Raw genomic sequence first — 22,487 nt, 5'->3', positions numbered from 1 at the left:
TATTAGGAAGATGTCGCCTTAGCCAAACTGACATACAATAAAACCTATTCTTACAATTGTTAGCCAACGACACTCAGGAAGCCATGCAAACTCTAGCACTCCCCAAGTTACACCGCGCAGCCGGCGAGGTTACTATCCCAGGCTCGAAAAGCCTTTCTAACCGAATTTTATTGCTAGCGGCTTTGTGTCGTGGGCAAACTAAAGTCACTAACCTGCTAGACAGCGATGATATTCGCCACATGCTTACGGCATTAAAACAGCTTGGCGTTGACTATCAACTAAGCGACGACCGTAGCGAGTGCATCGTACAAGGTTTAGCTGGCCCGCTCGCAAGCGGCCAAATCGAGACTCTTTATTTAGGCAATGCCGGCACGGCGATGCGCCCCTTAGCGGCAGCACTTTGCATTGGCTCAGGTGAGTTCGAGTTAACTGGCGAAGATCGCATGTTTGAACGCCCGATTGGCGATCTTATCGATGCATTAAAACCTTTAGGCATCGATGTTGAATACCTGAAAGACGAGGGTTTCCCGCCATTAAAGATCAACGCAAAAACACTTACCGCAGCACCGATTAAGATTGACGGCAGTATTTCGAGCCAATTTTTAACCGCTGTACTTATGGCTGCCCCGCTACTAAAACAGGCAATCACAATTGAAGTGATTGGCGAGCTGGTTTCCAAGCCCTACATCGACATCACCCTAAACGTCATGCAGCAGTTTGGTGTCACGGTTGAAAACCAAAATTACCAACGTTTCGTTATCGACGGTGAACAGCAATATGTATCGCCTGGTGACATTCAAGTCGAAGGCGATGCCAGTAGCGCGAGCTACTTTTTAGCCGCAGGTGCGATTGGCGGTGGCCCTGTTAAAGTTCATGGCACAGGCACCGCATCGGTTCAGGGCGATACCAAGTTTGCCAATGTTTTAGAACAGATGGGCGCCAAGGTGACCTGGTCTGAAAACTGGATCGAAGTCTCAGCCGACGGCCCACTCAAAGCCATAGATCTAGATTTAAACCACATTCCTGACGCAGCGATGACCATTGCTGTTGCCGCACTTTTTGCCGAAGGTACCACCACCATTCGCAATATCTACAACTGGCGAGTTAAAGAAACTGACCGCATTGAAGCGATGGCAACAGAACTACGTAAATTAGGTGTGCGCGTTGAAGATGGCTTGGATTACATTTCAGTCACTCCGAGCAAAGAGGTTCATGGCGCGGCAATCGACACCTATAACGATCACCGCATTGCGATGTGCTTTTCACTAGCGGCCTTTGCTACCGATGGCGTCATCATTAATGACCCAGGCTGCACGGCGAAAACCTTCCCAGATTATTTTGAGCGCTTTAGTCAGATCAGCGAATAACAATCGCTCAGCAATAAAAAAGCGACCAACGGGTCGCTTTTTTATTTGTTGCTCAACATCAGCCCTTATCAAGCAGCTCTCTTAAGTCGATAATGGCGGCATTCGCCCGCGATATATAATTGGCCATCACCAACGAATGATTCGCCAACATACCAAAGCCAGAACCATTCATAATGAACGGCGACCAAACGGTTTCTTGCGTGGATTCCAACTCACGAATAATTTGCTGCAAACTCACCAAGGCGGTCTTATCTTCTAGCACATCGGCAAAATCGACCTCGATGGCGCGTAATACATGGATAAGCGCCCAGCTATAGCCTCTGGCTTCATAAAAAATATTATCCACTTCAAAGCGCGGCGTTTTCACCTGAGCTTGCTCGCTTACCGGTGTTGACTGCGAGGCATTACGTTCGCCAGCCAAATCGGTGTTATAGCGTGTTTGACCAACACTGGCACTAAGCCGTTGAGATAACGAACCTAAGCGAGTTTCTACATCTTTTAACCAGCTGGATAAATTATCTGCTCGAGCATAGAACTGAGCATCACCTTCAACAGGGTCGGCAAGGCGCTGTAAATATTGATCGATATAGCGTGCCGCTTTGCGGTATTCACCTTCAGTTGCTGGCAAAATCCAGCTGTCATTATTGAAATGATACAGCGGCTCGGCTTCAACCAAATCAACATCTTCTGTGGACTGCGATTGTGAACGACTCATGTCTTTACGCAACGCGCGTGATAAATCACGCAGCTGGATAACCACGCCGAATTCCCAATTGGGCATGTTATCTAAAAATACCGATGGCGGCATGACGTCATTCGACAAATAACCACCTGGCTTATTCAGCAACGTATCGGTCAGATGCTTGAGGGTAAATGCTGTGGTATAGCCAACCACCATGGTTTGCCCCTGCTGTTCAACTGAGCGCTGCGCCAAGCTCACCACATCTTGGTACTTCGGTTCCTGACTCCAATAGATTGCCAGTGCAACCCAAATAATAAGGATAACGATAAGTGAATAGCCAATCGGCTTCTTCCAGCCTTTTGATGCCTTAACCGTCATCCAACTTGGCCGACCAAACTTTATTTTTTCACGAATGCTCTGCCACAGTTGCTCTAACTTAGCGTTCATCCTATTTATACTCCTGCATGTTATGTGCTGAGGTGAGCGATGATTTTAGCTTTATCCACCCAACTTGAGGTCACTTGCCATGCTTTTCAATTTTTGTTTTAACGTTACAGCATCAATTACTGAGTCTATTGTCTGCGACTGGCCTGTTTATGCGTAACGACGATACGGCGTTTCCGTTACCTGACTCACAGCCACCGACTGACGAGCACTATAACACCATCTAAAACGTTCATACTTAAGTATTATCGCTATGTAAAATTAAAGTATGAGGTCAATACCGAGTCAACGTTGGCGCCAGCGATTGAATGGCTGTAAACATCGGTAAAACTGGCAACTTTATTAACCATCCAAGCGAATTCTAAGCGACGACCCTTATCTATTAACTAAAAATCACAACTAATATTCAACAACTTGGTTGTATTCGACTCAAAGGAACATTATCTTGTTTCGATAGTCGCCAATTCGATGATTTTAGCGACAAGTTAACCAGTCTGAATATTGACCCCTAGGAACTTTATGGCGACGTTATTGCTTCTAAACGGCCCTAATTTGAACTTATTAGGCCGCCGCGAACCGGAAATTTATGGTGACACCACGCTCACCGATATCGTCAAGCAACTCACCGAACAAGCCCAAAGCTTAGGCCATGAACTCAGCCACCTTCAATCAAATCATGAAGGTGTCATCATCGACCGTATTCATCAGGCCATGACCGATGAAATCGATTTTATCCTAATTAACCCTGGCGCCTTTACTCATACCAGCATTGCCATTCGCGATGCTCTAGCCGGTGTTAACATTCCGTTTATTGAACTGCACCTTTCGAATGTTCATGCACGGGAAGAATTTAGACAGCATTCTTATTTATCCGACCTTGCCAGTGGTGTCATCGCTGGCTTTGGCGTAAACAGCTATTCATTAGCACTGACAGCAGCCGACCAGCTGCTGAAATAAATTTCTGACTCATTTTATTGTTGAGGTAAACAATGGACATTCGTAAAGTTAAAAAACTGATAGAGCTATTAGAAGAATCGAACATTGACGAAATTGAAATTGCTGAAGGCGAAGAATCAATTCGCATTAGCCGTAATTCTCGTTTAGCAGCGGCAGCCCCTCTACAATACGCTGCAGCACCCGTCAGCGCTCCTGCTGCCGAAGTTGCTGTACCAGCCGCGCCTGTAGCAGAAGCTGCACCGGCAGCAGACAACTCAGTCAATGCCGTTAAATCACCAATGGTTGGTACCTTCTACCGTTCACCATCACCAACTAGCCCGTCTTTCATCGAAGTCGGCCAACAGGTTAGTGCTGGCGATACCATCTGTATTGTTGAAGCTATGAAAATGATGAACCAAATTGAAGCAGACAGAAGCGGTACTGTGACTGCCATTCTTGTTGAAGATGGTTCACCTGTAGAATTCGACCAACCGCTAATCACGATCAGCTGATCGGAGTTTGACTATGCTAACTAAAGTTCTAATTGCAAACCGAGGCGAAATTGCGTTGCGCATTTTGCGCGCCTGTAAAGAGCTCGGCATTAAGACTGTTGCTGTGCATTCCACCGCCGACCGTGACTTAAAACACGTCAAACTAGCCGACGAAGCCGTATGTATTGGCCCAGCCTCTTCGACTGACAGCTATCTGAATATTCCTGCGATTATTTCCGCAGCAGAAGTGACTCACGCCGATGCTATCCACCCTGGCTACGGCTTCTTAGCAGAACGTGCTGACTTTGCCGAACAAATCGAAAACTCTGGCTTTACCTTTATTGGCCCCACTGCCGATGTTATTCGCTTAATGGGCGACAAGGTTTCAGCCATTGAAGCCATGAAAGAAGCTGGCGTACCGACAGTACCTGGTTCTGACGGCCCTGTACCGAAAGACGAAGCTCAGTGTAAAACCATTGCACAACGCATTGGCTATCCGGTGATCATTAAAGCTGCTGCTGGCGGTGGTGGTCGTGGTATGCGCGTTGTTCATAATGAAGCTGAATTAATGAGCTCCATTGAAGTGACACAAACCGAGGCGAAATCAGCCTTTGGTGACGGCACTGTTTATATGGAAAAATTCCTGACCAATCCACGTCACGTTGAAATTCAAGTGATTTCTGATGGTCAAGGCTCTGCGATTCACCTAGGTGATCGCGACTGTTCGTTGCAACGTCGCCACCAAAAGGTTTTAGAAGAAGCTCCGGCTCCTGGTATCGATGAAGAAGCACGCGCCAAGGTTCAAGCAGCCTGTGTTAAAGCCTGTATCGATATTAACTACCGTGGCGCTGGTACCTTTGAGTTTCTATACGAAGCCGGACATTTCTACTTTATTGAAATGAACACCCGAGTTCAGGTTGAACACCCTGTTTCTGAAATGGTCACTGGTGTCGACATTATTAAAGAGCAGCTGCTAGTTGCCTCTGGTCAGCCGCTTTCTATCAGCCAAGATCAGATTGTTATTTCTGGCCATGCTTTTGAATGTCGTATTAACGCCGAAGACTCAAAAACCTTTATGCCATCACCTGGCCGCATCACCCAATTCCACCCACCAGGTGGTTTAGGTGTACGTTGGGATTCGCACATTTATAGCGGTTATTCTGTACCGCCTTACTATGATTCAATGATTGGTAAGCTGATTACTTTTGCACCGAGCCGTGCCGAAGCACTTGCCAGAATGAACTCCGCTTTAGATGAACTTGTGGTTGCAGGCATTAAAACCAATGTCGATCTGCAAAAAGAGTTGGTCAACGACGAAGGCTTTAAAAAGGGTGGCGTAAACATTCACTACCTTGAACATAAGCTCGCAGAAGAGCAATAAATCGAGTAAATTCTCTTTGCTATTGCTAATTCAAAAAGGGTGATGATAATCGCCCTTTTTTTATTCCTTTTTAAAATAAACAATGTGGTTTAAACAACAATGCCTTGGTTACAAATTAAAATACCGACAACACCCGACCATACCGATTTGCTAGAAGACGCGTTACTGCTGGCCGGTTGCCAAGCTGTAACCTTGCTCGACAGTAAAGACCAGCCGGTATTTGAGCCGATCCGAGGCACCACACCGTTATGGCAACAAACCACCATCCAAGGCCTGTTCGAACATGACATCGACGCGGCCAGCCTAGTTGAACAGATGCAGCAGCTGATTACAGACCAGCAACTGACAGCAGGCAAAATTCTAACCGAAATTGTTGAAGATAAAGATTGGGAACGAGAATGGATGAGCAACTTCCAGCCGATCGAATGCGGTCAGCGATTGTGGATCGTCCCTTCTTGGACAGAAGCACCAAACGCTAACGCGGTTAATTTAAAGCTCGACCCCGGCCTAGCCTTCGGTACAGGCACGCACCCAACCACCTTTTTGTGTTTGCAGTGGCTCGATGAAAAAATCAAAGGTGACGAGTCGGTTTTAGATTACGGCTGCGGCTCCGGAATTTTAGGTTTAGCCGCGCTGCTATTAGGCGCAAAAAAAATGCACGGACTAGATATTGACCCACAAGCATTGGTCGCCACCGAAAACAACGCTACGACAAACAACATCGACGCCAGCCAATACTCAGTCACCACCGAACCTGCCGACCTAGAACCACAATACGATATGGTAGTCGCTAATATTTTAGCTGGCCCATTGTGTGATCTAAGTGAGCAAATTGTGGCGCGACTAAAACAGGGCGGACCTCTGGTTCTTTCTGGCATTCTTAGCTATCAGGCTGAGACCGTAATCGATGCCTATAAAAACTGGATTCAGTTTGATCCTGTTACCGAACTTGATGGCTGGGTGCGATTAAGTGGCGTTCGGCGGTAATCGCTCAGCGCTTTGGCTATTAAATTTTTGTGCACTATTTAAGGTTTTAACGGCTAAAATCAAGATAGCATCTGCATGAAATTTTTTGTTTTTGTTGTCGTTATTTGCAGTCGTTATTTGTTGTTATGATTCACTGTTGTTAAAAGGCGGACCATCGACAACGGGTGGCGTTGCTTTCGCCACATAGCTTTCTTAAAATTTTGCGCCACTACATCTATTATCGATAAGCCTGCGACGTTATTTTCACCACTGAAAAAGACGTTCAGTAAACCGCGAAGGAATTTCATCAGCCATGGCTGACTCGTTCATTACCAAATGCCCTAACTGCTCTACTTTTTTTCGAGTCAGAACAGACCAGCTTGCCATGGCAAATGGATCCGTGCGATGCGGCGCCTGCTTGCAGGTTTTTAACGCCCAAACCAATTTATCCAGCCGTTCGATTGCCATAAATAAATCCAACACCCAGCCGGCATCACCACAGTCAACGTCATTGGCCGATACCGAAGTGCACGAAAAGCAATCGGCACAAGCTGCGGTTATGTCAGTACCGACACCAAAACCAGAAACACAAAAAAAAGAGCGCGCAGAAGCTGAGTCGGCCGAGACTGAAGTTGAAATCGTCGAAGATATTGATACTGAAGTCAGCAATAATCTCGATACACAGGGCGTTGACAGCGAATCTGCCGCTGCTGAGCCCGCCGAAAAATTATCGACAATCGCCGACGATGCATCTGAGGATTCATCCGCACGCTCGCAACCGTCGATGACTCAAGAGAACGCACTAACACCAACCGAACTCGATATAGAGTCAGACCCACCGCTCGACTTCGAACTGTTTAAAGATCATCTACCCAGCCAAGAGTTTGTCGAAGCTGCAAAAGAAACCAAAAAACAGCGTCGAATACGACATAAAAAGCGCCCAAAACCGAATGCTTCACAGGTAGTAACACAGGCAAGCCAAAGCATTGAACATGACTTCCCGTTTGAGGCACGCATGCACCGGCTACGACCATTAGGCTGGCTTGCGATTGTACTTCTGCTTTGTTTAGCCATTGGCCAATGGGCTTGGTATAAGCGCGACACCTACGCCAAAATGGATCAATGGCGAGGCATTTACAGTGCGGTTTGTGATCGTTTAGGTTGCCAGCTGCCAACACAATCAGACTTACTTAGCATTCGAACATCGATTCAAGTACGCGAAGCAAAAGACCCTGCGCTGTCCGACATCCTCATTGTCGACGTTGTCCTCACCAATCGCGCAACCTTTAAGCAAAAATTCCCTGCCTTGGTCTTACAATACACGGACCTGAACGGCAAACTGATTGCGGATCAAGCCTTTCAACCAAGCGACTATCTCAGAGGCGAAATGACCGGTGTCGAACTGATGCCTGTCAACACTCGAATTTACGCAGTACTCGCCATTAAACGACCTGACCCTAGTGCAATTAACTATCAATTGCTGCTAGCGCCAGCAAAAGAGTCAACAGTCACCTCTGAGCCCTAATTTGTCAGGTAACTTATGCAACGATTTTCCAGCAAGGCCGTCACCAAGATTGGCGCAACCACTAACACCCCTGACTCGGATCATCAAGCCAATTATTTGGTTTTATTTCTACTCAGCAGCCTTTAAAAACGCAAGGATTGCGGCTATTATTTCGCGCCCTTGAACTGAGCAATTTTTAACCTATTCACGTGTTTACCATTGGCCCTTACACCATCGAAAAACCGACTGTTCTCGCGCCGATGGCTGGCGTTACAGATCAACCGTTTCGTAATCTATGTCGTTCGTTCGGTGCCGGGCTCGTTGTCTCAGAGATGGTGACCAGCGATACCAGACTGTGGAAAACCAATAAGTCACGCTGGCGCATGAACCACCAAGGTGAAGCTGAGCCGATTAGTGTACAGATTGCAGGCGGCGACCCAGAAACACTGGCTCACGCCGCCGTTAGTAATGTACAGCTAGGCGCACAAATTATTGATATCAATATGGGCTGCCCGGCCAAAAAAGTCTGTAACAAGGCTGCCGGTTCGGCTTTGATGAAAGATGAAAAACTGGTCGCTGAAATATTAACCGCAGTGACCAGCGCGGTCAGCGTGCCAGTGACGCTGAAAATACGCACGGGTTGGGATCGCGACAACAAAAATGCGGTCACCATCGCTCGCCTCGCCGAGCAAGCTGGTATTGCGCTGTTGTCGGTACACGGTCGAACCAAGGCTGATAAATATAACGGCGAAGCTGAGTACGACACCATTGCCGCCGTGAAACAGTCGGTGTCGATTCCAGTACTAGCCAACGGCGATATCGACAGCCCAGATAAAGCCGCCGAAGTGCTGGCTTACACCCAAGCCGATGGCATCATGATCGGCCGTGCAGCTCAGGGGCAGCCGTGGATATTCGCGGCCATTAACGAATTTTTAGCAACCGGTATACGGGTTGCCGCGCCATCGAAAGATGACGTCTTTAAAACGATTACTCACCATATATCTGAACTACATCAGTTTTATGGTGATTATATGGGTGTGCGGATTGCGCGTAAGCATCTTGGCTGGTACTTAAACAGCCAGGGAATTCGCAAACACCATTACCAGCAGTTCAATTCGCTGAAAACCGGTATCGATCAGCTATCAGCGATAGAAGCAATTTTTGAAAACTTTGAAATACTTAAGGAATGCGCCGCATGAAATTTGAAGCCTATGCTCCCAACACAGAAACAACTGACACCCTGAATGTAAATGCAGCGGCCGAAAATCCCCAGACTCTACGCGACAGTGTTGAAATCGCGATGAGAAACTACTTCTCTCACCTAGACGGCCAAGAGATTACCAATGTTCATCAGATGGTGCTGAACGAAGTTGAAGCACCCATGCTAGAAGCCGTTATGCGCTACTGCCGCGACAACCAAACCAAGGCCAGTAAAGTACTGGGCTTGAACCGCGGAACTCTGCGTAAAAAACTCAAGCAATACGGCTTACTATAAGCATTATAAAAGGCGACTTCGGTCGCCTTTGTCATTTCTAAGACATTCATTTTTGACCAAACATTCAACTTATCATTCTAAACCGAGGATCTTATGACTCAAAGCGGCTCTCTTCTTCAGCCCAAACGGGCGCTCATCAGTGTTTCCGATAAATCAGGTATTGTTGAGTTTGCGAAAGCCCTCACTGATCGAGGCATCGACATTATTTCCACCGGCGGCACCTTTAAACTGCTGCAAGAAAACGCTATCGCTGTGACCGAAGTGTCATCGATCACTGAGTTTCCAGAAATGATGGATGGTCGTGTTAAAACCTTACACCCTAAAATTCATGGTGGCATTTTAGGCCGCCGTGGTATTGATGATGATGTGATGCAACAGCATCAGATTGACGCTATCGACATGGTCGTGGTGAACCTATACCCATTTGCAGCAACCATTGCAGACGAGAACTGCTCGTTGGCCAATGCCATCGAAAATATCGATATCGGCGGCCCAACCATGGTTCGCTCAGCAGCGAAAAACCACAAAGACGTCGCCATTGTGGTCGACAGCAGCAAATACTCACAGCTAATCGAAGAACTCGATCAGCATCAGGGTATTCAAGCCAGTACCCGTTTCGAGTTAGCGCGTGCCGCCTTTGAACATACCGCCCAATACGACGGCATGATTGCTAACTATTTAGGCACCGTACCAAGCGATACAGCAGCAGAAAGCACGCCTGAGCGCACAGATTTTCCGACCACCTTTAACAGCCAATTCTTATTAAAAGACATTATGCGTTATGGCGAAAACCCGCATCAACGTGCCGCCTTTTATGTTGAACCAGGCGAAAAAGAAGCCGGTATCTCCACCATTACCACGCTGCAAGGTAAAGCGCTGAGCTACAACAACATTGCCGATACTGACGCCGCGCTAGAGTGTGTTAAATGCTTTGACGAACCAGCCTGTGTCATCGTCAAACACGCCAACCCATGTGGTGTAGCAACGGCAGCGACCTTAAAAGAAGCCTATCAACGCGCCTATTCGGTAGATACGACCTCGGCATTTGGCGGCATCATTGCGTTTAACCGCGAACTCGACAAAGCAGCCGCCGAAGCGATTATCGGCAATCAGTTTGTTGAAGTGATTATCGCACCTTCGGTTTCCGCCGAAGCAGCCGCCTGTGTCGCACAAAAACCTAACATCCGACTATTGGCTTGCGGCCAATGGCAACAAGCCAAACCAGCACTGGACTTCAAAAAAGTGAACGGCGGCTTGCTAGTACAGGATCGTGACTTAGGCAGCATTAACGCGGCAGATCTAAAAGTGGTTAGCCAAGTCCAACCCAGCGAGCAACAGATCAAAGATTTATTGTTTGCTTGGAACGTGGCGAAGTTTGTTAAATCTAACGCCATCGTTTATGCCAAAGACGGTTTAAGTACGGGTATTGGTGCAGGCCAAATGAGCCGTGTTTACAGCGCCATCATCGCCAACATTAAAGCCAAAGATCAGGGCATTGAAATTGCCGGTTCTGCCATGGCTTCAGAGGCGTTCTTACCGTTCCGCGACAGCTTAGATCAGGCTGCCGAGATGGGCGTAAGCGCGGTGATTCAACCAGGTGGCAGTATGCGCGACGACGAAGTCATTGCTGCCGCTAACGAACACGGCATCGCTATGGTCTTTACCGGCATGCGCCACTTCCGCCACTAAGCAACTTGCTCACTCGGCCGAAGCAAAGAATTTAACGGAGAAAATGCATGAATGTATTAATAGTCGGTAACGGTGGTCGCGAACATGCCTTGGCGTGGAAAGTGGCAAACGAAACTAACGTCAAACAGGTTTTTGTTGCACCGGGCAATGCTGGTACTCAGTCTGAAGCCGGTGTCACCAATGTTGATATCGATGCCCTAGATTTCCCTGCACTGGCACAATTTGCCAAAGAGAATGACATACAGCTGACTATTGTTGGCCCTGAAGCGCCACTGGTTGCAGGTATTGTTGATTACTTTGAAACACAAGGGCTGGCCATTTTTGGTCCATCAAAAGCGGCAGCTCAATTAGAGGGTTCAAAAGCCTTCACTAAAGACTTTCTTGCGCGCCACAAGATTCCAACCGCATTCTACGGTGTCTTTACCGATGAGAATGAAGCCATTGCCTATATCGAAGAAAAGGGCGCACCTATCGTCGTTAAAGCCGATGGTTTGGCGGCTGGTAAAGGCGTGATCTTGGCGCAAACAAACGACGAAGCCATTGCTGCGGTCAAAGACATGCTATCTGGTAATCGCTTTGGAGACGCAGGCTCGCGTGTCGTTGTTGAACAATTCCTAACCGGTGAAGAAGCCAGCTTTATTGTCATGGTCGATGGCGATCAGGTATTGCCATTGGCGACCTCGCAAGATCACAAAGCGCGGGATAACGGCGACAACGGGCCAAATACTGGCGGCATGGGAGCCTACTCACCCGCACCAGTAGTCACCGACGAAATCTACCAACGCATTATGGATGAAGTGATTTATCCAACGGTAAAAGGCATGCAGAGTGAAGGTAATCGCTATCGTGGCTTTTTATATGCCGGCATCATGGTTGGTGAAGACAACACACCGTTCGTACTGGAATACAATTGCCGTTTTGGCGACCCAGAAACCCAGCCGATTATGATGCGATTGCAATCGAGCTTGGCCGAACTGTGCTTAGCCGCAGTTAATGGCGAGCTGGCAAGCCAGTCGGCAAACTGGACAGAACAAGCCGCAATCGGTGTTGTATTGGCCGCAGGCGGCTATCCTTTTGAATACCGCACTGGCGATGTTATTAACGGCATCGATAACGCAGAAGCCAAAGGCGCAAAGGTGTTTCAAGCGGGAACTCAATTCGATGATGAAAACACATTAGTCACCAACGGCGGCCGAGTACTTTGTGTTACTGCACTGGGAGATACCGTTGCCCAAGCACAGCAAGCGACTTACGCTGCAGCGGCAGAAATCCAGTGGGAAAATATGTATTACCGCACCGATATCGGCCATAAAGCGATTAACCGTTAGGCTGTTAGAGTTAGCATCGCTCGCACAAATAAAAACAGCGCCTCTTGGCGCTGTTTTTATATCTTAATGCTGTTTTTGCGCCTTAATAACGCTCACTGTGAGCTTGGCTGATCATTGAACAATGCTGAAATAGATTATTGTTTTTTAGCGCACATCGGGTGTCACTCTAAGAATTTCTTCGATGGTTGTCAGCCCTGCAGCAACCTTTTTCGCTCCAGATAATCGTAGACTTTGCATACCTGCTTGAATGGCTTTTTTGCGCAAGGTTTTCGGGTCTGCCTTGTCGTAAATTTGTTCCGCTAACGCATCGTCGATGAGCAGGCTTTCGTACACGCCTGTTCGCCCTAAGTAACCAGTGTTTTTGCATTCTGGGCAACCGTTTGGTTGGTAAATTTTAGCCGGTACTTTAGCGCTCCATGGCCGAACCAACTGCTGCCAAACTACCTCGTTAACTTCTGCTTCCATTTTACAATGCGGGCATAGCAAGCGAACTAAACGTTGAGCCATGACACCTTGCAGTGTCGACTTAATCAAATAGCTTGGCACACCTAAATCGAGCAAGCGAATAACCGCCGACGGCGCATCCGTGGTATGCACTGTCGACAATACCAAGTGACCGGTCAATGCCGCTTGAGTCGCCATTTGCGCTGTTTCAAGATCACGAATTTCACCAATCATAATAATGTCCGGATCTTGCCTAAGCAGCGCGCGAATCCCTTCTGAAAAATTCAACTCAATACTCGACTGCACCTGCATTTGGTTAAACGCTGGTTCCACCATTTCAATTGGATCTTCTACAGTACAAACATTGATTTGCGGTGTTGCCAATGACTTGAGCGTCGAATACAGCGTCGTAGTCTTGCCCGAACCGGTTGGCCCGGTTAGCAATACAATGCCACTAGGCTGGCGTGTCATCTGGTGCCAGTTACTCAGATGCTCATCGCTTAAACCAAGTGCATTAAAAGACTTTACTAACACCTCGGGGTCAAAGATGCGCATGACTAACTTTTCGCCAAAGGCCGTGGGTAAAGTCGACAGGCGTAATTCAATCTCTTGTCCATCCAATGTTTTGGTTTTAACCCGGCCATCTAACGGCTTGCGCTTTTCCGCTATATTCATTCGACCAATGATTTTTACTCGGCTCACCACTGCCTGCCCAACCTGCACAGGTAACTGGTAAACCGGATGTAATAAACCATCAATACGAAAACGAATTTGAGCACTATCGCGCCGAGGCTCAATATGAATATCGCTGGCTCGTTGCTCAAATGCATATTGTAAAAGCCAGTCGACTATTTTAACGATATGTTCGTCGTTGGTATCACCACGACCGAGCTCCACCAACTGTTCAAAATTATTGGCCGATAGCTCACCGTTGCCAGAATGAGTGCCAGCATTGTTGCGATAGTTGGCGCTGTCGACAGAATGAGTAATGCTATAAAACTCAGCCCGAAAACGCTCGATCTCTTCCGGTACAGCAATCACCTTTACTACCGCACGCTGAGTGGCTTGTTCAACCGCAGGCTCCCAACCACTGACTAATGGGTCGCTCACTGCAATTTGAATATTTTGCTCAGTGAGTTGCAAAGGTAGCAAGCCGTAACGTTCAGCAAACTCAAATGACAGGGTACGTGTTAAGACATCGACATTTAATTCTAATGGGTCAATATGAATAAAGGGTAGCGCAAGTCGATCAGCCAGCCATTGGCTGAGCCGAAGACTGGTCAGCTTTTGATGAGGTGTTTTTTGATCTTCTAATGCGAGCTTTGCAAGCTCAGATATGGGATGGCCGCCGGAACTAATAAGACTGGCTTGGTGCATTTGCCGAGCGGTCAGGCGACCTTCTTTAACCAGCTCAGCCAGTAACGTTTCTGTAGTCAGTTTCCCAGAAAGGAAACTCAAGCAAGTTCCCCGTAATGGACCAGCTGGGGTTTTGCTAGAGTTGCTGCCAACTGTTTAATCTCACGTAAAATAACGGTTTGTGAACGCGCCCAACTGTGAACGCTGGCTTGTTTTTCCATTGGTAAGCGATGCACCCAATCCGTTAATTGAGATATTGCTCCCATGGCAGAAAGTTGAGCTAAGTTTTCTTCCAGAGCTCGCAAGTGCTCTTTTAGATCACTCAATTCATCACCATAAAGCCGATCAAAATATTGGCAAAGAATTAACAGCTTATGTACCGCGCTGATCTGAGACAGCGCATAGCTGGCATTACCTGCAAAATTATCGGTATCTAACTCTAACAACGCACGCTTAAAGCAAGCATTCACACCCTGTCGAATCGACTGATCGCTCAATTGACGATGCTCATCGGTTTGATCCTGCTGCCAATCGGCTTTATGCAACCAAGCCGCTAGCGACAATAGTCGGAAACCTAGCTCTGGGTTATTAACCAACGCATCCAACGCTGCCATGGCTTTTTGGGCACTTTCACGCTGCAGTATAAAGGCCGCATCTTGAGAGTCTCGTTCTACATCTTGAGATAATGCAAAGCACGCTGGCCACCACGATAAAATCGGGCGGATCTGCTGCTCTATCCAGTCCAGCTGTGAGGCGACAAATTGAACATGGCTGGTCGGTATCATCTGTTTAAACCAGTCAAGCTCCGTCGACAGGTTACCCAAGCTCACCAAATAAGCCTGCAAATAACGCCATTGTTGCGTTTGCCAAAACAGATGCCATTGCTGATGAAGCTTCTGCAATTCAAAATTAAATAGTTGCTCAAAAGCCGTTCCGATTGTCAGGTCACTGCGAATACTTGGTAATTCTGGCGTTCCACCAAAGGCTCGGCCCGATAACCGGAAACCGCGTTCTGCCTTACTAACATCCGACGGCATAACTGGAACCTCATGGCTAATTTGCAACGCTAAACAAAATAGATCCGTCACAACACCAGATTTCAATTCCAGTTCTAACTCCAAAATAGGTTCTTGCTGTTCTGCTGCTTCGACCATGCCCGAGTCTAAAACCAACTCAATCAGGCTATTGCCTTGCTGAACATTCCAGCACCGACGAGTAAAGTGGGTGGTAAAAATAGGTTTTAGATTTTGAGTATCGAGATCACTTGGCAGTGCAGATTCTGGAAACAAAGATAGATCAAGCTGATTGGTTGGAATGGGCATTTCCCACTCATGGCGCTGATGCAAGCCACTGACATTGGTGCCACGTGACTTTAAGGTTTGAACATAACGACCATCGGCCATTTTGCGAGTACGTAACGCCGCAGAGGCTTCAGAAAGCGCAAAGTCTTGGGTATCGTAATAGGTATTTTCTAGATAAAACGTCTCCGCCTGCAAAGAAGCTAAGCAATCCAAGGATAAAAAAACATCCACGGACTCTTTGGCAAGTGACAGTTTTAATTCGATTTCTTGGGACATAGCCTATTTTATACCTGCAGCCTGAGTGTTCATTTTCAAAACGAATCGTTATTCTTGATAATATCGACCATGATCGATAGTACCTCAGCTTAGACTCACTTAATCTAGTTTATCGCTTAATTAATGACAAAATACAACTAATGTTCATGCTAACTTACTTAGCGTTAAGCAAAAGAGTTAATCATTAGATTCAATAATTTCATGGCTGTGGGTAATTTCCACACCGCCTCGTTCAAGCATCAGTGAAGCGCTGCAATATTTTTCTGCTGAAAGCGCCACCGCACGCGCAACTTGCGCCTCTTTCAAAGCTTTACCAGTAACGATAAAATGAATATGGATTTTGGTAAAGACAGCGGGAACAGTATCGGCACGCTCTGCTTGCAGTTGAGTTTTACAATCAACCACCTGCTGGCGGGCTTTTTGTAAAATGCTGACCACGTCGTAAGAGGTACAGCCTCCTAAGCCAACTAATATCAATTCCATTGGGCTTGGCCCCTTAGCATCGGCCGAATCCTTTGCTGCGCCATCAACAAAACCTTTAAAGCCACTATTGGATTGGTAACTAAACGCCTTGTCACTGTGCCATTCTATTGTTGCCTTCACCTTGCATATACCTCTAATGTATTGATTCTATTAACCGATATTACTTTAACGGAATGCAACACCAAAGTGGACAGCAATTTTTTAACAATTAATGTTAAAAGCTCAACAGAATCGAACAAAAGCGACTAAAATGGAGTTATATTCATTTTAAATGTGTGTAAAACCGTTTAGTTTGTACCCTAAACGACAAGCTGTAGCCCCAATTCGCTACAGTATGCGCAAGATAAGTTAAGTAATACGACAATTAGCGTTGCCTATAGCAAGTAATATTCTTCTTATTGGCGATTTAACTGCACTATCGGAATTAGTAAATAATGGTTAACCACTCAATAGAACATAAGCACCTCGATTATTTTTTATCTCAATGCCACCGTAGACGGTACCCTGCAAAAACAACGCTAATTTATGCTGGCGATCAAAGTGATTCGCTCTACTACATAACCAAAGGTACTGTGTCAGTTATTATCGAAGAAGATGAAGGCCGGGAAATGATTATGGCCTACTTAAATCCTGGTGACTTCTTCGGTGAAATCGGTTTGTTTGATTCCATTAATTCTCGTTCGGCTTGGGTTAAAACAAGAACCGAATGTGAAGTGGCTGAAATTTCCTATTCTAAGTTTCGCGAAATCACCCAGAATGACACCAAGATGCTCTACTTTATTGGTGAACAAATGGCGTCTCGATTACGCAACACCACGCGCAAAGTTGGCGACTTAGCATTTTTAGATGTGACCGGCCGCGTAGCTCGCACTTTATTAGATCTATGCAAACAGCCTGACGCGATGACACACCCAGATGGCATGCAAATTAAAATCACTCGACAAGAGATTGGTCGTATTGTTGGCTGCTCTCGTGAAATGGTTGGCCGAGTCTTAAAGAACCTAGAAGAACAGGGTTTAATCTCCGTTGCAGGTAAGACTATGGTCGTATACGGCTCGCGTGAATTTTTTCAACTGAGTAATTAACACCGCCTCGAAAGCCCCGCCATACTTAGATATACAAGCATTGGTGTTGTCTAAAATCGACAACATCAATGCGCTTCAGACTGTTTTTTCCTTTTTCAGTCTGTTGATTCAAGTCATCACTCAATCGCCTCGATTCCGTTACCTTCCAGCCAAATTTTTTATGAGTGCAACCTATGACTCACGCGACCGACTGGTATGTTCCTTGGAATGACGCTCTCATTCGCAAATACGACATCAATGCTCCTCGTTATACGTCTTATCCGACGGCGCTTCAATTTTCGCCATTACAAAACATTGAAGTACAAAACCATTTAGATCAGCAGCGTAATAAACAGGGACCTCTGTCTCTTTATATTCACATCCCCTTTTGTGAACATCTTTGCTTCTACTGTGGTTGTAATAAAATCGCCAGCAAAGATCGCCAACGACCTGATCACTATATCGATATGTTAGAACGTGAGATGGTGTTGCATGCGCGCAACTTTGGTCACCGACCAATAAGCCAACTGCACTTAGGCGGAGGCACGCCAACCTTTTTGTCGTTGTCTCAAATGAATCGCCTGCTGGACATGATCAGCATTTATTTTGATTGGCAGCCAAGTATTCACCAAGGTGAATTTTCCATCGAGTTAGATCCTCGAGAAACCAGCAAAGAGATGCTCGTGCTATTAAAAAAGCGCGGCTTTAATCGGGTCAGCTTTGGTATTCAAGACTTTGATCATCGCACTCAGGTAGCGATTAATCGAGTACAGCCGTTTGAACTGGTTGAACAAAAATTCAACGATGTCCGAGAATTAAACTTTGACTCCATTAGTGTCGATATGATTTGTGGCTTGCCACATCAAAGCAGCGAGAGTTTTTTAAGTACTTGGCAAAAAACCTTAGCGCTGCAACCTGATCGCATCAGTCTTTATAACTACGCACACTTACCAGAACGGTTTAAACCACAGCGGCGAATCAATGCCTCAGACCTACCCGATGCTGACGAGAAGCTACGCATCATGCAGGACAGCATTGAGCGTTTGCAGCAAGCCGGATATATCTACATAGGCATGGACCACTTCGCCAAGCCCGACGATGATCTTAGCAAAGCTCTCGCGCAGGGTACCTTACAACGTAATTTTCAGGGCTATTCAACCCAGGCTGAAATCGACATGCTGGCGCTTGGTGTATCTGGCATTAGCCAAATCGACGGCGCTTATTTGCAAAATCATCATCAACTAGACACTTACGAAGCCATGCTAAACAATATGCAGTTAGCGGTTAAGCGCGGTTTATTTTTAAGCCGTGACGATAAAATTCGTCAATGGGCAATTTTACAACTCGCCTGCCAAGGGCGGCTTTGTTTGCACGAGTTGTCTGAACGCTTTCAGATCGACGCTCAGCACTATTTTGCCAACGCATGGCAGAAGTTTGTTGCACTGGAGCAAGATCAATTGGTGCGTATCGATGGCTCATCCATCATCGTAGAGCCTTTAGGTCGCCTATTGCTCAGACCCATTCTGCTGTCGTTGGATGCTTACTACGATGCAAAAATGAGCCAACACTTTTCAAAAGTCATGTAAGTCATTCGTTGCTAACTAGCGCCTGCTGTTACAGGCTGAACATCCTCGCTCGACACAGTAAGCGAGCCATTATAGCGCTGGCTGATTGTTAAAATTGCCGTTAAACTGCTGTTCTTTCAACCGCTCAGTGGAGATGTCCTTCGGCCATGGATTTTGTCAGTCATTTTCGAAACAGTGCCCCCTATATTCACGCTTACCGAGGCAAAACTTCCGTTGTTTGGATTCGGGACCATGCGCTGACTGACGAACGCCTAGAAGCTTTAGTCAGCGATTTGGCATTGCTAAACAGTCTTGGCTTAAAGCTAATCGTTCTGTTTGATGTCGACTGCTTCGACACCGAGCTCACGCCCAAAGACATGATAGACCCAGCTCGACTCAATCAGTTGACCGAGGCTATTGGGCGTCGTCGATATCAACTCGAAGCGCTATTTAGCCAAGGCATTGCAAATTCGCCGATGCATGGCTCAAAAATGAAAATCATTAGCGGCAACTTTGTTATGGCTCGCCCGGCAGGCGTATTTGAAGGCAAAGATTTACAGGCACAAGGCCGCGTTAGGCGTGTCGATGCTAACGCCATTAAAGAACAGCTAGATAAACAACACCTAGTCTTGATTCCCCCACTCGGCTATTCCATCACGGGCGACATCCTCTATTTGCCTCCAGAACAACTCGTGGTTGAACTGGCCATGAAAACACTGGCCGATAAAGTGGTGATTATGGGCAATGACCCTATGCCAATTAGCCAAGGCCAAAAAGAAATGAACGCGGCACAACTGGAAAAGCTTATTGCTCAACAGCCAGCAAATAAATTAGGCAGTTTAGAATTACAGGTTGCATGTGAAGTCAGCCGAGCTGGTATTGCTCGCTGCCATGTACTTAATGGCAGCATCGACGGCTCGTTACTGGTTGAACTGTTTACTCGCGATGGTGTCGGCATGCTTATTCCAAGAGATCAATACGATACCTTTCGCCGCGCCAATCTAAATGACATCCAAGGTATTATTGCGCTGTTAAAACCGCTGGAAGAAAAACAAATTTTAGTGAAGCGAAACCCAGAAAAAATTGAAGCTGAGATCAACTCTTTTGTTGTCAATGAGCGCGACGGCATGATTATCGGTTGCGCTGCGGTACATTCTTTGTCGAAGCATCAAGCTGAGTTGGCCTGTGTTGCGGTACATCCGGATTACCAAAAAAATGGCCGTGGTGACGCTCTACTAAACGAGGTTGAAAAACAAGCCAAGCAAAGTGGCATTCGCGAGCTTTATGCATTAACAACTCAAACTGAACATTGGTTTGTTGAGCGAGGCTTTAAATCGGTAGCAGTACAACAACTGCCTCAAGATCGAATTGCATTGTATAACGTTCAGCGTAATTCAAAAGTTTATCTAAAAACGCTGAGCTAACTGCACCCTATATTACGGAGACTGATAACAGTGAATTTTAATGAAGCAATTCGAGATCAATGGCGTCAACAAAAACACGTCTGTATTGGTCTTGATCCATTTCCTGAATATCTACCAAACGGCATCACTGATCTGTTTGAATTCAATAAAGCAATCATTGATGCCACTGCAGATTTAGCCTGCTGTTACAAACCCCAGTTTGCACACTATGCGGCACTAGGCAAAGAGCACAAACTAAAAGAAACCATTCACTACATTAAAAAGCATTACCCAAGTGTGCCGGTTATTTTAGATTCAAAGCGTGGCGACATCGGTTCCACTGCAACAATGTACGCCAAAGAAGCGTTCGAACAGTATGCCGCTGATGCTGTTACCGTAAACCCTTATATGGGTTCAGACACTGTGCTGCCGTTCAGTGAATTTAAAGACAAAGGCGTTATCGTACTCTGCCGAACTTCAAACCCGTCGGCGAGTGAGTTCCAAAATCAATCTATCGAAGGTGAACCACTTTACATTCACGTTGCTCGTAAAGCCCAGCAAGATTGGAACAGCAACAACAACATCAGCTTAGTTGTTGGCGCAACAGCGCCACAAGAAATGAAGCACATTCGAAGTGCGGCACCTAAGTTACCATTCCTAATTCCTGGCATTGGCGCACAAGGCGGCGATTTAAAAAGTACGCTCATTAACGGCCGCTTTAGTGATGGCGATGGCGTTATGATAAATTCTTCGCGTGGTATTATTTACGCGTCAAAAGAAAAAGATTTTGCTGATGCTGCACGTCGTGAAACTGAACAGTTGCAGCTGGCCATTAATCAAAACATCTAACCATTTTCCCAGCGTAAATAGCACTCTATTTACGCTGACTATTGATTGCCATCAATAAAAAAATATCGAACACTAATCAGAAAATTTTGTGTCAATAAATACATCAGAAAAAGTCAACTTTCTCGTCAGTTTTCATTGCGAAAAAAAATTCCAGCGCTACACTATTGCTCAGCAGTTCAATATGACGAGCTAATTATATAGCCGTTTGCCGTACTGCCGTCGTCTTTGAACAATAAAAATAAACCAAAGCGAAACATTACAGGAATCATTATGAAAACAATAAAAAGATTGCCTCTCTCTGCGCTCGTCTTAAGTATCAGTTCGGTTGTTGCCTCCAGTGCGGTGCTTGCCGATGATGATTTTAACTTCACTGGCTATGGCCGTTTAGGCATGGCTTATCAAACCGCCGACGAAACGGCAGTATCACCAGAAGGTGCCTATAACGGAAGCAGCACAATGGGTCGACTCGGTAACGAAGGTCCTGGCGGTGAAATCCAATTCAATAAGGCCTTTGAAGGTGAAAACGGTAGCCAATGGGATATCGTAATCATGGCCGAAAACTGGGGTGGCTCCACGTTCAACAATAAAAAGTTTTACGCTGGAGGTAAAAACCTATTCGAAAGCCAGCCCGACATGTACGTTTGGGCAGGCAGAAACTTTAACCAACGTCCACAGCAGGGCTTAAATGACTATGCTTGGATGACACATGATGGTCAGGGTGCTGGCTTCCAAAATATGGATTTAGGCTTTGCTCAGCTAGATCTTTCGTTTGTTGGTCAAGCTGATGGTTTAGCTGATTCAGGTTACTATGCTGTCACTTCAAAATTAGCCGGCATCGCCGCAGGCCCAGCCAGTATTGATTTATATTTCAACTACGGCTTCCAAAATGATGAAGTGATCACAACGGATACTATCGACGCCTACCAAATTGGCTCACAAATCAATACTGCATTAGGTAAGGTAACACTGCGTTATTCGGCTAATTCCGATGACACCGTGCTTTATTCTTGGAATACCGGTTTAAAAGATGAAACCACTAACATCTATGCAAGCTTTGAGAGTGGCGTAAACGTCAATGATAACATTTCCGTTGATTACCTACTGGCTTACCACAATCGAAACGATGATAACGACGATTCCAATACTCGTGTTAACTACAGCGGTATTGTTCGTCCTATGATTGCCTGGGATGACGTCCATTCCACTTGGTTAGAAGCCGGTTACACCATGGTTGACTATACCGAAATTGACTCTACGAACACTGCTTGGAAGTTTACTGCATCGCAGAACCTTGCGATCGGTAAAGGCGCGGGTGCTCGCCCAATGTTGCGCTTCTACACCACAGTAGGCAATGAGGATAACGAATCTACAAGCACAGAATCAGACATCCTAACAGTGGGTGCAATGTTTGAGGCCTGGTGGTAAATCGAAAGCACTGATAGTAGGTTAGAACACGTCATTAG

Annotated in this window: 19 protein-coding genes; 15 read left to right on the top strand and 4 right to left on the bottom strand. The window is 46.3% G+C overall.

The annotated features are described in order from the left end of the window. The first annotated feature begins 83 nt into the window (after positions 1–83). Complete coding sequence (aroA, locus tag FME95_RS11225; protein ID WP_147714579.1) at positions 84–1,367, top strand: 3-phosphoshikimate 1-carboxyvinyltransferase; 1,284 nt, start codon at positions 84–86, stop codon at positions 1,365–1,367. Between the two features lie 58 nt (positions 1,368–1,425). Here the strand turns inward: aroA and FME95_RS11220 are convergent, their stop codons facing one another. After that, positions 1,426–2,496 carry a DUF2333 family protein gene (locus FME95_RS11220; RefSeq protein WP_147714578.1) on the bottom strand — a complete coding sequence of 357 codons (1,071 nt, stop codon included), beginning with the start codon at positions 2,494–2,496 and terminating at the stop codon, positions 1,426–1,428. Between the two features lie 516 nt (positions 2,497–3,012). Here FME95_RS11220 and aroQ point away from each other — a divergent pair. The 9 genes from aroQ to purD all read left to right on the top strand — a co-directional run bounded on the left by aroQ (position 3,013) and on the right by purD (position 12,283). Next, positions 3,013–3,450 carry a type II 3-dehydroquinate dehydratase gene (gene aroQ / locus FME95_RS11215; RefSeq protein ID WP_147714577.1) on the top strand — a complete coding sequence of 146 codons (438 nt, stop codon included), beginning with the start codon at positions 3,013–3,015 and terminating at the stop codon, positions 3,448–3,450. Positions 3,451–3,482: 32 nt separating this feature from the next. Next, entirely contained in the window at positions 3,483–3,941 is a 459-nt protein-coding gene (gene accB, locus FME95_RS11210) for an acetyl-CoA carboxylase biotin carboxyl carrier protein (protein WP_147714576.1), read from the top strand. Positions 3,942–3,954: 13 nt separating this feature from the next. Continuing rightward, positions 3,955–5,301, top strand: coding sequence for an acetyl-CoA carboxylase biotin carboxylase subunit (gene accC / locus FME95_RS11205; protein ID WP_147714575.1), 1,347 nt, complete (start codon positions 3,955–3,957; stop codon positions 5,299–5,301). 99 nt (positions 5,302–5,400) lie between these two features. Continuing rightward, positions 5,401–6,288 (top strand): 50S ribosomal protein L11 methyltransferase, encoded by an 888-nt coding sequence (prmA, locus tag FME95_RS11200; protein WP_147714574.1) that lies wholly within the window; start codon positions 5,401–5,403, stop codon positions 6,286–6,288. A 292-nt stretch (positions 6,289–6,580) separates the two neighbouring features. After that, entirely contained in the window at positions 6,581–7,792 is a 1,212-nt protein-coding gene (locus FME95_RS11195) for a DUF3426 domain-containing protein (RefSeq protein WP_147714573.1), read from the top strand. A gap of 188 nt (positions 7,793–7,980) precedes the next feature. Continuing rightward, complete coding sequence (gene dusB / locus FME95_RS11190; RefSeq protein ID WP_222709976.1) at positions 7,981–8,970, top strand: tRNA dihydrouridine synthase DusB; 990 nt, start codon at positions 7,981–7,983, stop codon at positions 8,968–8,970. Beyond that, on the top strand, positions 8,967–9,266 hold the full coding sequence (fis, locus tag FME95_RS11185) for a DNA-binding transcriptional regulator Fis (RefSeq protein WP_147714571.1): 300 nt from the start codon (positions 8,967–8,969) through the stop codon (positions 9,264–9,266). Before dusB ends, fis begins: the two co-directional genes overlap by 4 nt. A 93-nt stretch (positions 9,267–9,359) precedes the next feature. Then, positions 9,360–10,955: a bifunctional phosphoribosylaminoimidazolecarboxamide formyltransferase/IMP cyclohydrolase gene (gene purH / locus FME95_RS11180; protein ID WP_147714570.1), complete on the top strand. Its 1,596-nt coding sequence runs from the start codon at positions 9,360–9,362 to the stop codon at positions 10,953–10,955. 47 nt (positions 10,956–11,002) lie between these two features. Then, positions 11,003–12,283 (top strand): phosphoribosylamine--glycine ligase, encoded by a 1,281-nt coding sequence (gene purD, locus FME95_RS11175; protein ID WP_147714569.1) that lies wholly within the window; start codon positions 11,003–11,005, stop codon positions 12,281–12,283. A 144-nt stretch (positions 12,284–12,427) separates the two neighbouring features. Here the strand turns inward: purD and tfpB are convergent, their stop codons facing one another. The 3 genes from tfpB to FME95_RS11160 all read right to left on the bottom strand — a co-directional run bounded on the left by tfpB (position 12,428) and on the right by FME95_RS11160 (position 16,263). Beyond that, positions 12,428–14,185 (bottom strand): type IV pilus assembly ATPase TfpB, encoded by a 1,758-nt coding sequence (tfpB, locus tag FME95_RS11170; RefSeq protein ID WP_147714568.1) that lies wholly within the window; start codon positions 14,183–14,185, stop codon positions 12,428–12,430. Next, positions 14,182–15,660: a CYTH domain-containing protein gene (locus FME95_RS11165; RefSeq protein ID WP_147714567.1), complete on the bottom strand. Its 1,479-nt coding sequence runs from the start codon at positions 15,658–15,660 to the stop codon at positions 14,182–14,184. The genes tfpB and FME95_RS11165 overlap by 4 nt, the downstream gene beginning before the upstream one ends. 177 nt (positions 15,661–15,837) lie before the next feature. Continuing rightward, the gene (locus tag FME95_RS11160; RefSeq protein ID WP_147714566.1) at positions 15,838–16,263 is read right to left on the bottom strand and encodes an OsmC family protein; all 426 of its coding nucleotides are present in this window, start codon (positions 16,261–16,263) and stop codon (positions 15,838–15,840) included. Between the two features lie 314 nt (positions 16,264–16,577). On the opposite strand from FME95_RS11160, the gene crp reads away from it, so the two are divergent. The 5 genes from crp to FME95_RS11135 all read left to right on the top strand — a co-directional run bounded on the left by crp (position 16,578) and on the right by FME95_RS11135 (position 22,449). Next, positions 16,578–17,228 (top strand): cAMP-activated global transcriptional regulator CRP, encoded by a 651-nt coding sequence (gene crp / locus FME95_RS11155; RefSeq protein ID WP_147714565.1) that lies wholly within the window; start codon positions 16,578–16,580, stop codon positions 17,226–17,228. Positions 17,229–17,401: 173 nt separating this feature from the next. After that, the gene (gene hemN, locus FME95_RS11150; protein ID WP_147714564.1) at positions 17,402–18,793 is read left to right on the top strand and encodes an oxygen-independent coproporphyrinogen III oxidase; all 1,392 of its coding nucleotides are present in this window, start codon (positions 17,402–17,404) and stop codon (positions 18,791–18,793) included. Between the two features lie 146 nt (positions 18,794–18,939). Next, positions 18,940–20,196 carry an amino-acid N-acetyltransferase gene (gene argA, locus FME95_RS11145; protein ID WP_147714563.1) on the top strand — a complete coding sequence of 419 codons (1,257 nt, stop codon included), beginning with the start codon at positions 18,940–18,942 and terminating at the stop codon, positions 20,194–20,196. A gap of 30 nt (positions 20,197–20,226) precedes the next feature. After that, complete coding sequence (gene pyrF, locus FME95_RS11140; RefSeq protein ID WP_147714562.1) at positions 20,227–21,024, top strand: orotidine-5'-phosphate decarboxylase; 798 nt, start codon at positions 20,227–20,229, stop codon at positions 21,022–21,024. Positions 21,025–21,294: 270 nt separating this feature from the next. Beyond that, entirely contained in the window at positions 21,295–22,449 is a 1,155-nt protein-coding gene (locus FME95_RS11135; RefSeq protein ID WP_147714561.1) for a carbohydrate porin, read from the top strand. The last annotated feature ends 38 nt before the right edge of the window (positions 22,450–22,487 follow it).

The sequence above is a fragment of the Reinekea thalattae genome, from assembly GCF_008041945.1.
Taxonomy (GTDB): Bacteria; Pseudomonadota; Gammaproteobacteria; order Pseudomonadales; family Natronospirillaceae; genus Reinekea; species Reinekea thalattae.
Note: the sequence above shows the minus strand (reverse complement) of the source record. Positions and strands in the feature narration are given on the sequence as shown.

Coding starts and splice junctions, on each gene's coding strand:
- aroA (WP_147714579.1), top strand. CDS start 84: ATGCAAACTCTAGCACTCCCCAAGTTACACCGCGCAGCCGGCGAGGTT.
- FME95_RS11220 (WP_147714578.1), bottom strand. CDS start 2,496: ATGAACGCTAAGTTAGAGCAACTGTGGCAGAGCATTCGTGAAAAAATA.
- aroQ (WP_147714577.1), top strand. CDS start 3,013: ATGGCGACGTTATTGCTTCTAAACGGCCCTAATTTGAACTTATTAGGC.
- accB (WP_147714576.1), top strand. CDS start 3,483: ATGGACATTCGTAAAGTTAAAAAACTGATAGAGCTATTAGAAGAATCG.
- accC (WP_147714575.1), top strand. CDS start 3,955: ATGCTAACTAAAGTTCTAATTGCAAACCGAGGCGAAATTGCGTTGCGC.
- prmA (WP_147714574.1), top strand. CDS start 5,401: ATGCCTTGGTTACAAATTAAAATACCGACAACACCCGACCATACCGAT.
- FME95_RS11195 (WP_147714573.1), top strand. CDS start 6,581: ATGGCTGACTCGTTCATTACCAAATGCCCTAACTGCTCTACTTTTTTT.
- fis (WP_147714571.1), top strand. CDS start 8,967: ATGAAATTTGAAGCCTATGCTCCCAACACAGAAACAACTGACACCCTG.
- purH (WP_147714570.1), top strand. CDS start 9,360: ATGACTCAAAGCGGCTCTCTTCTTCAGCCCAAACGGGCGCTCATCAGT.
- purD (WP_147714569.1), top strand. CDS start 11,003: ATGAATGTATTAATAGTCGGTAACGGTGGTCGCGAACATGCCTTGGCG.
- FME95_RS11165 (WP_147714567.1), bottom strand. CDS start 15,660: ATGTCCCAAGAAATCGAATTAAAACTGTCACTTGCCAAAGAGTCCGTG.
- crp (WP_147714565.1), top strand. CDS start 16,578: ATGGTTAACCACTCAATAGAACATAAGCACCTCGATTATTTTTTATCT.
- hemN (WP_147714564.1), top strand. CDS start 17,402: ATGACTCACGCGACCGACTGGTATGTTCCTTGGAATGACGCTCTCATT.
- argA (WP_147714563.1), top strand. CDS start 18,940: ATGGATTTTGTCAGTCATTTTCGAAACAGTGCCCCCTATATTCACGCT.
- FME95_RS11135 (WP_147714561.1), top strand. CDS start 21,295: ATGAAAACAATAAAAAGATTGCCTCTCTCTGCGCTCGTCTTAAGTATC.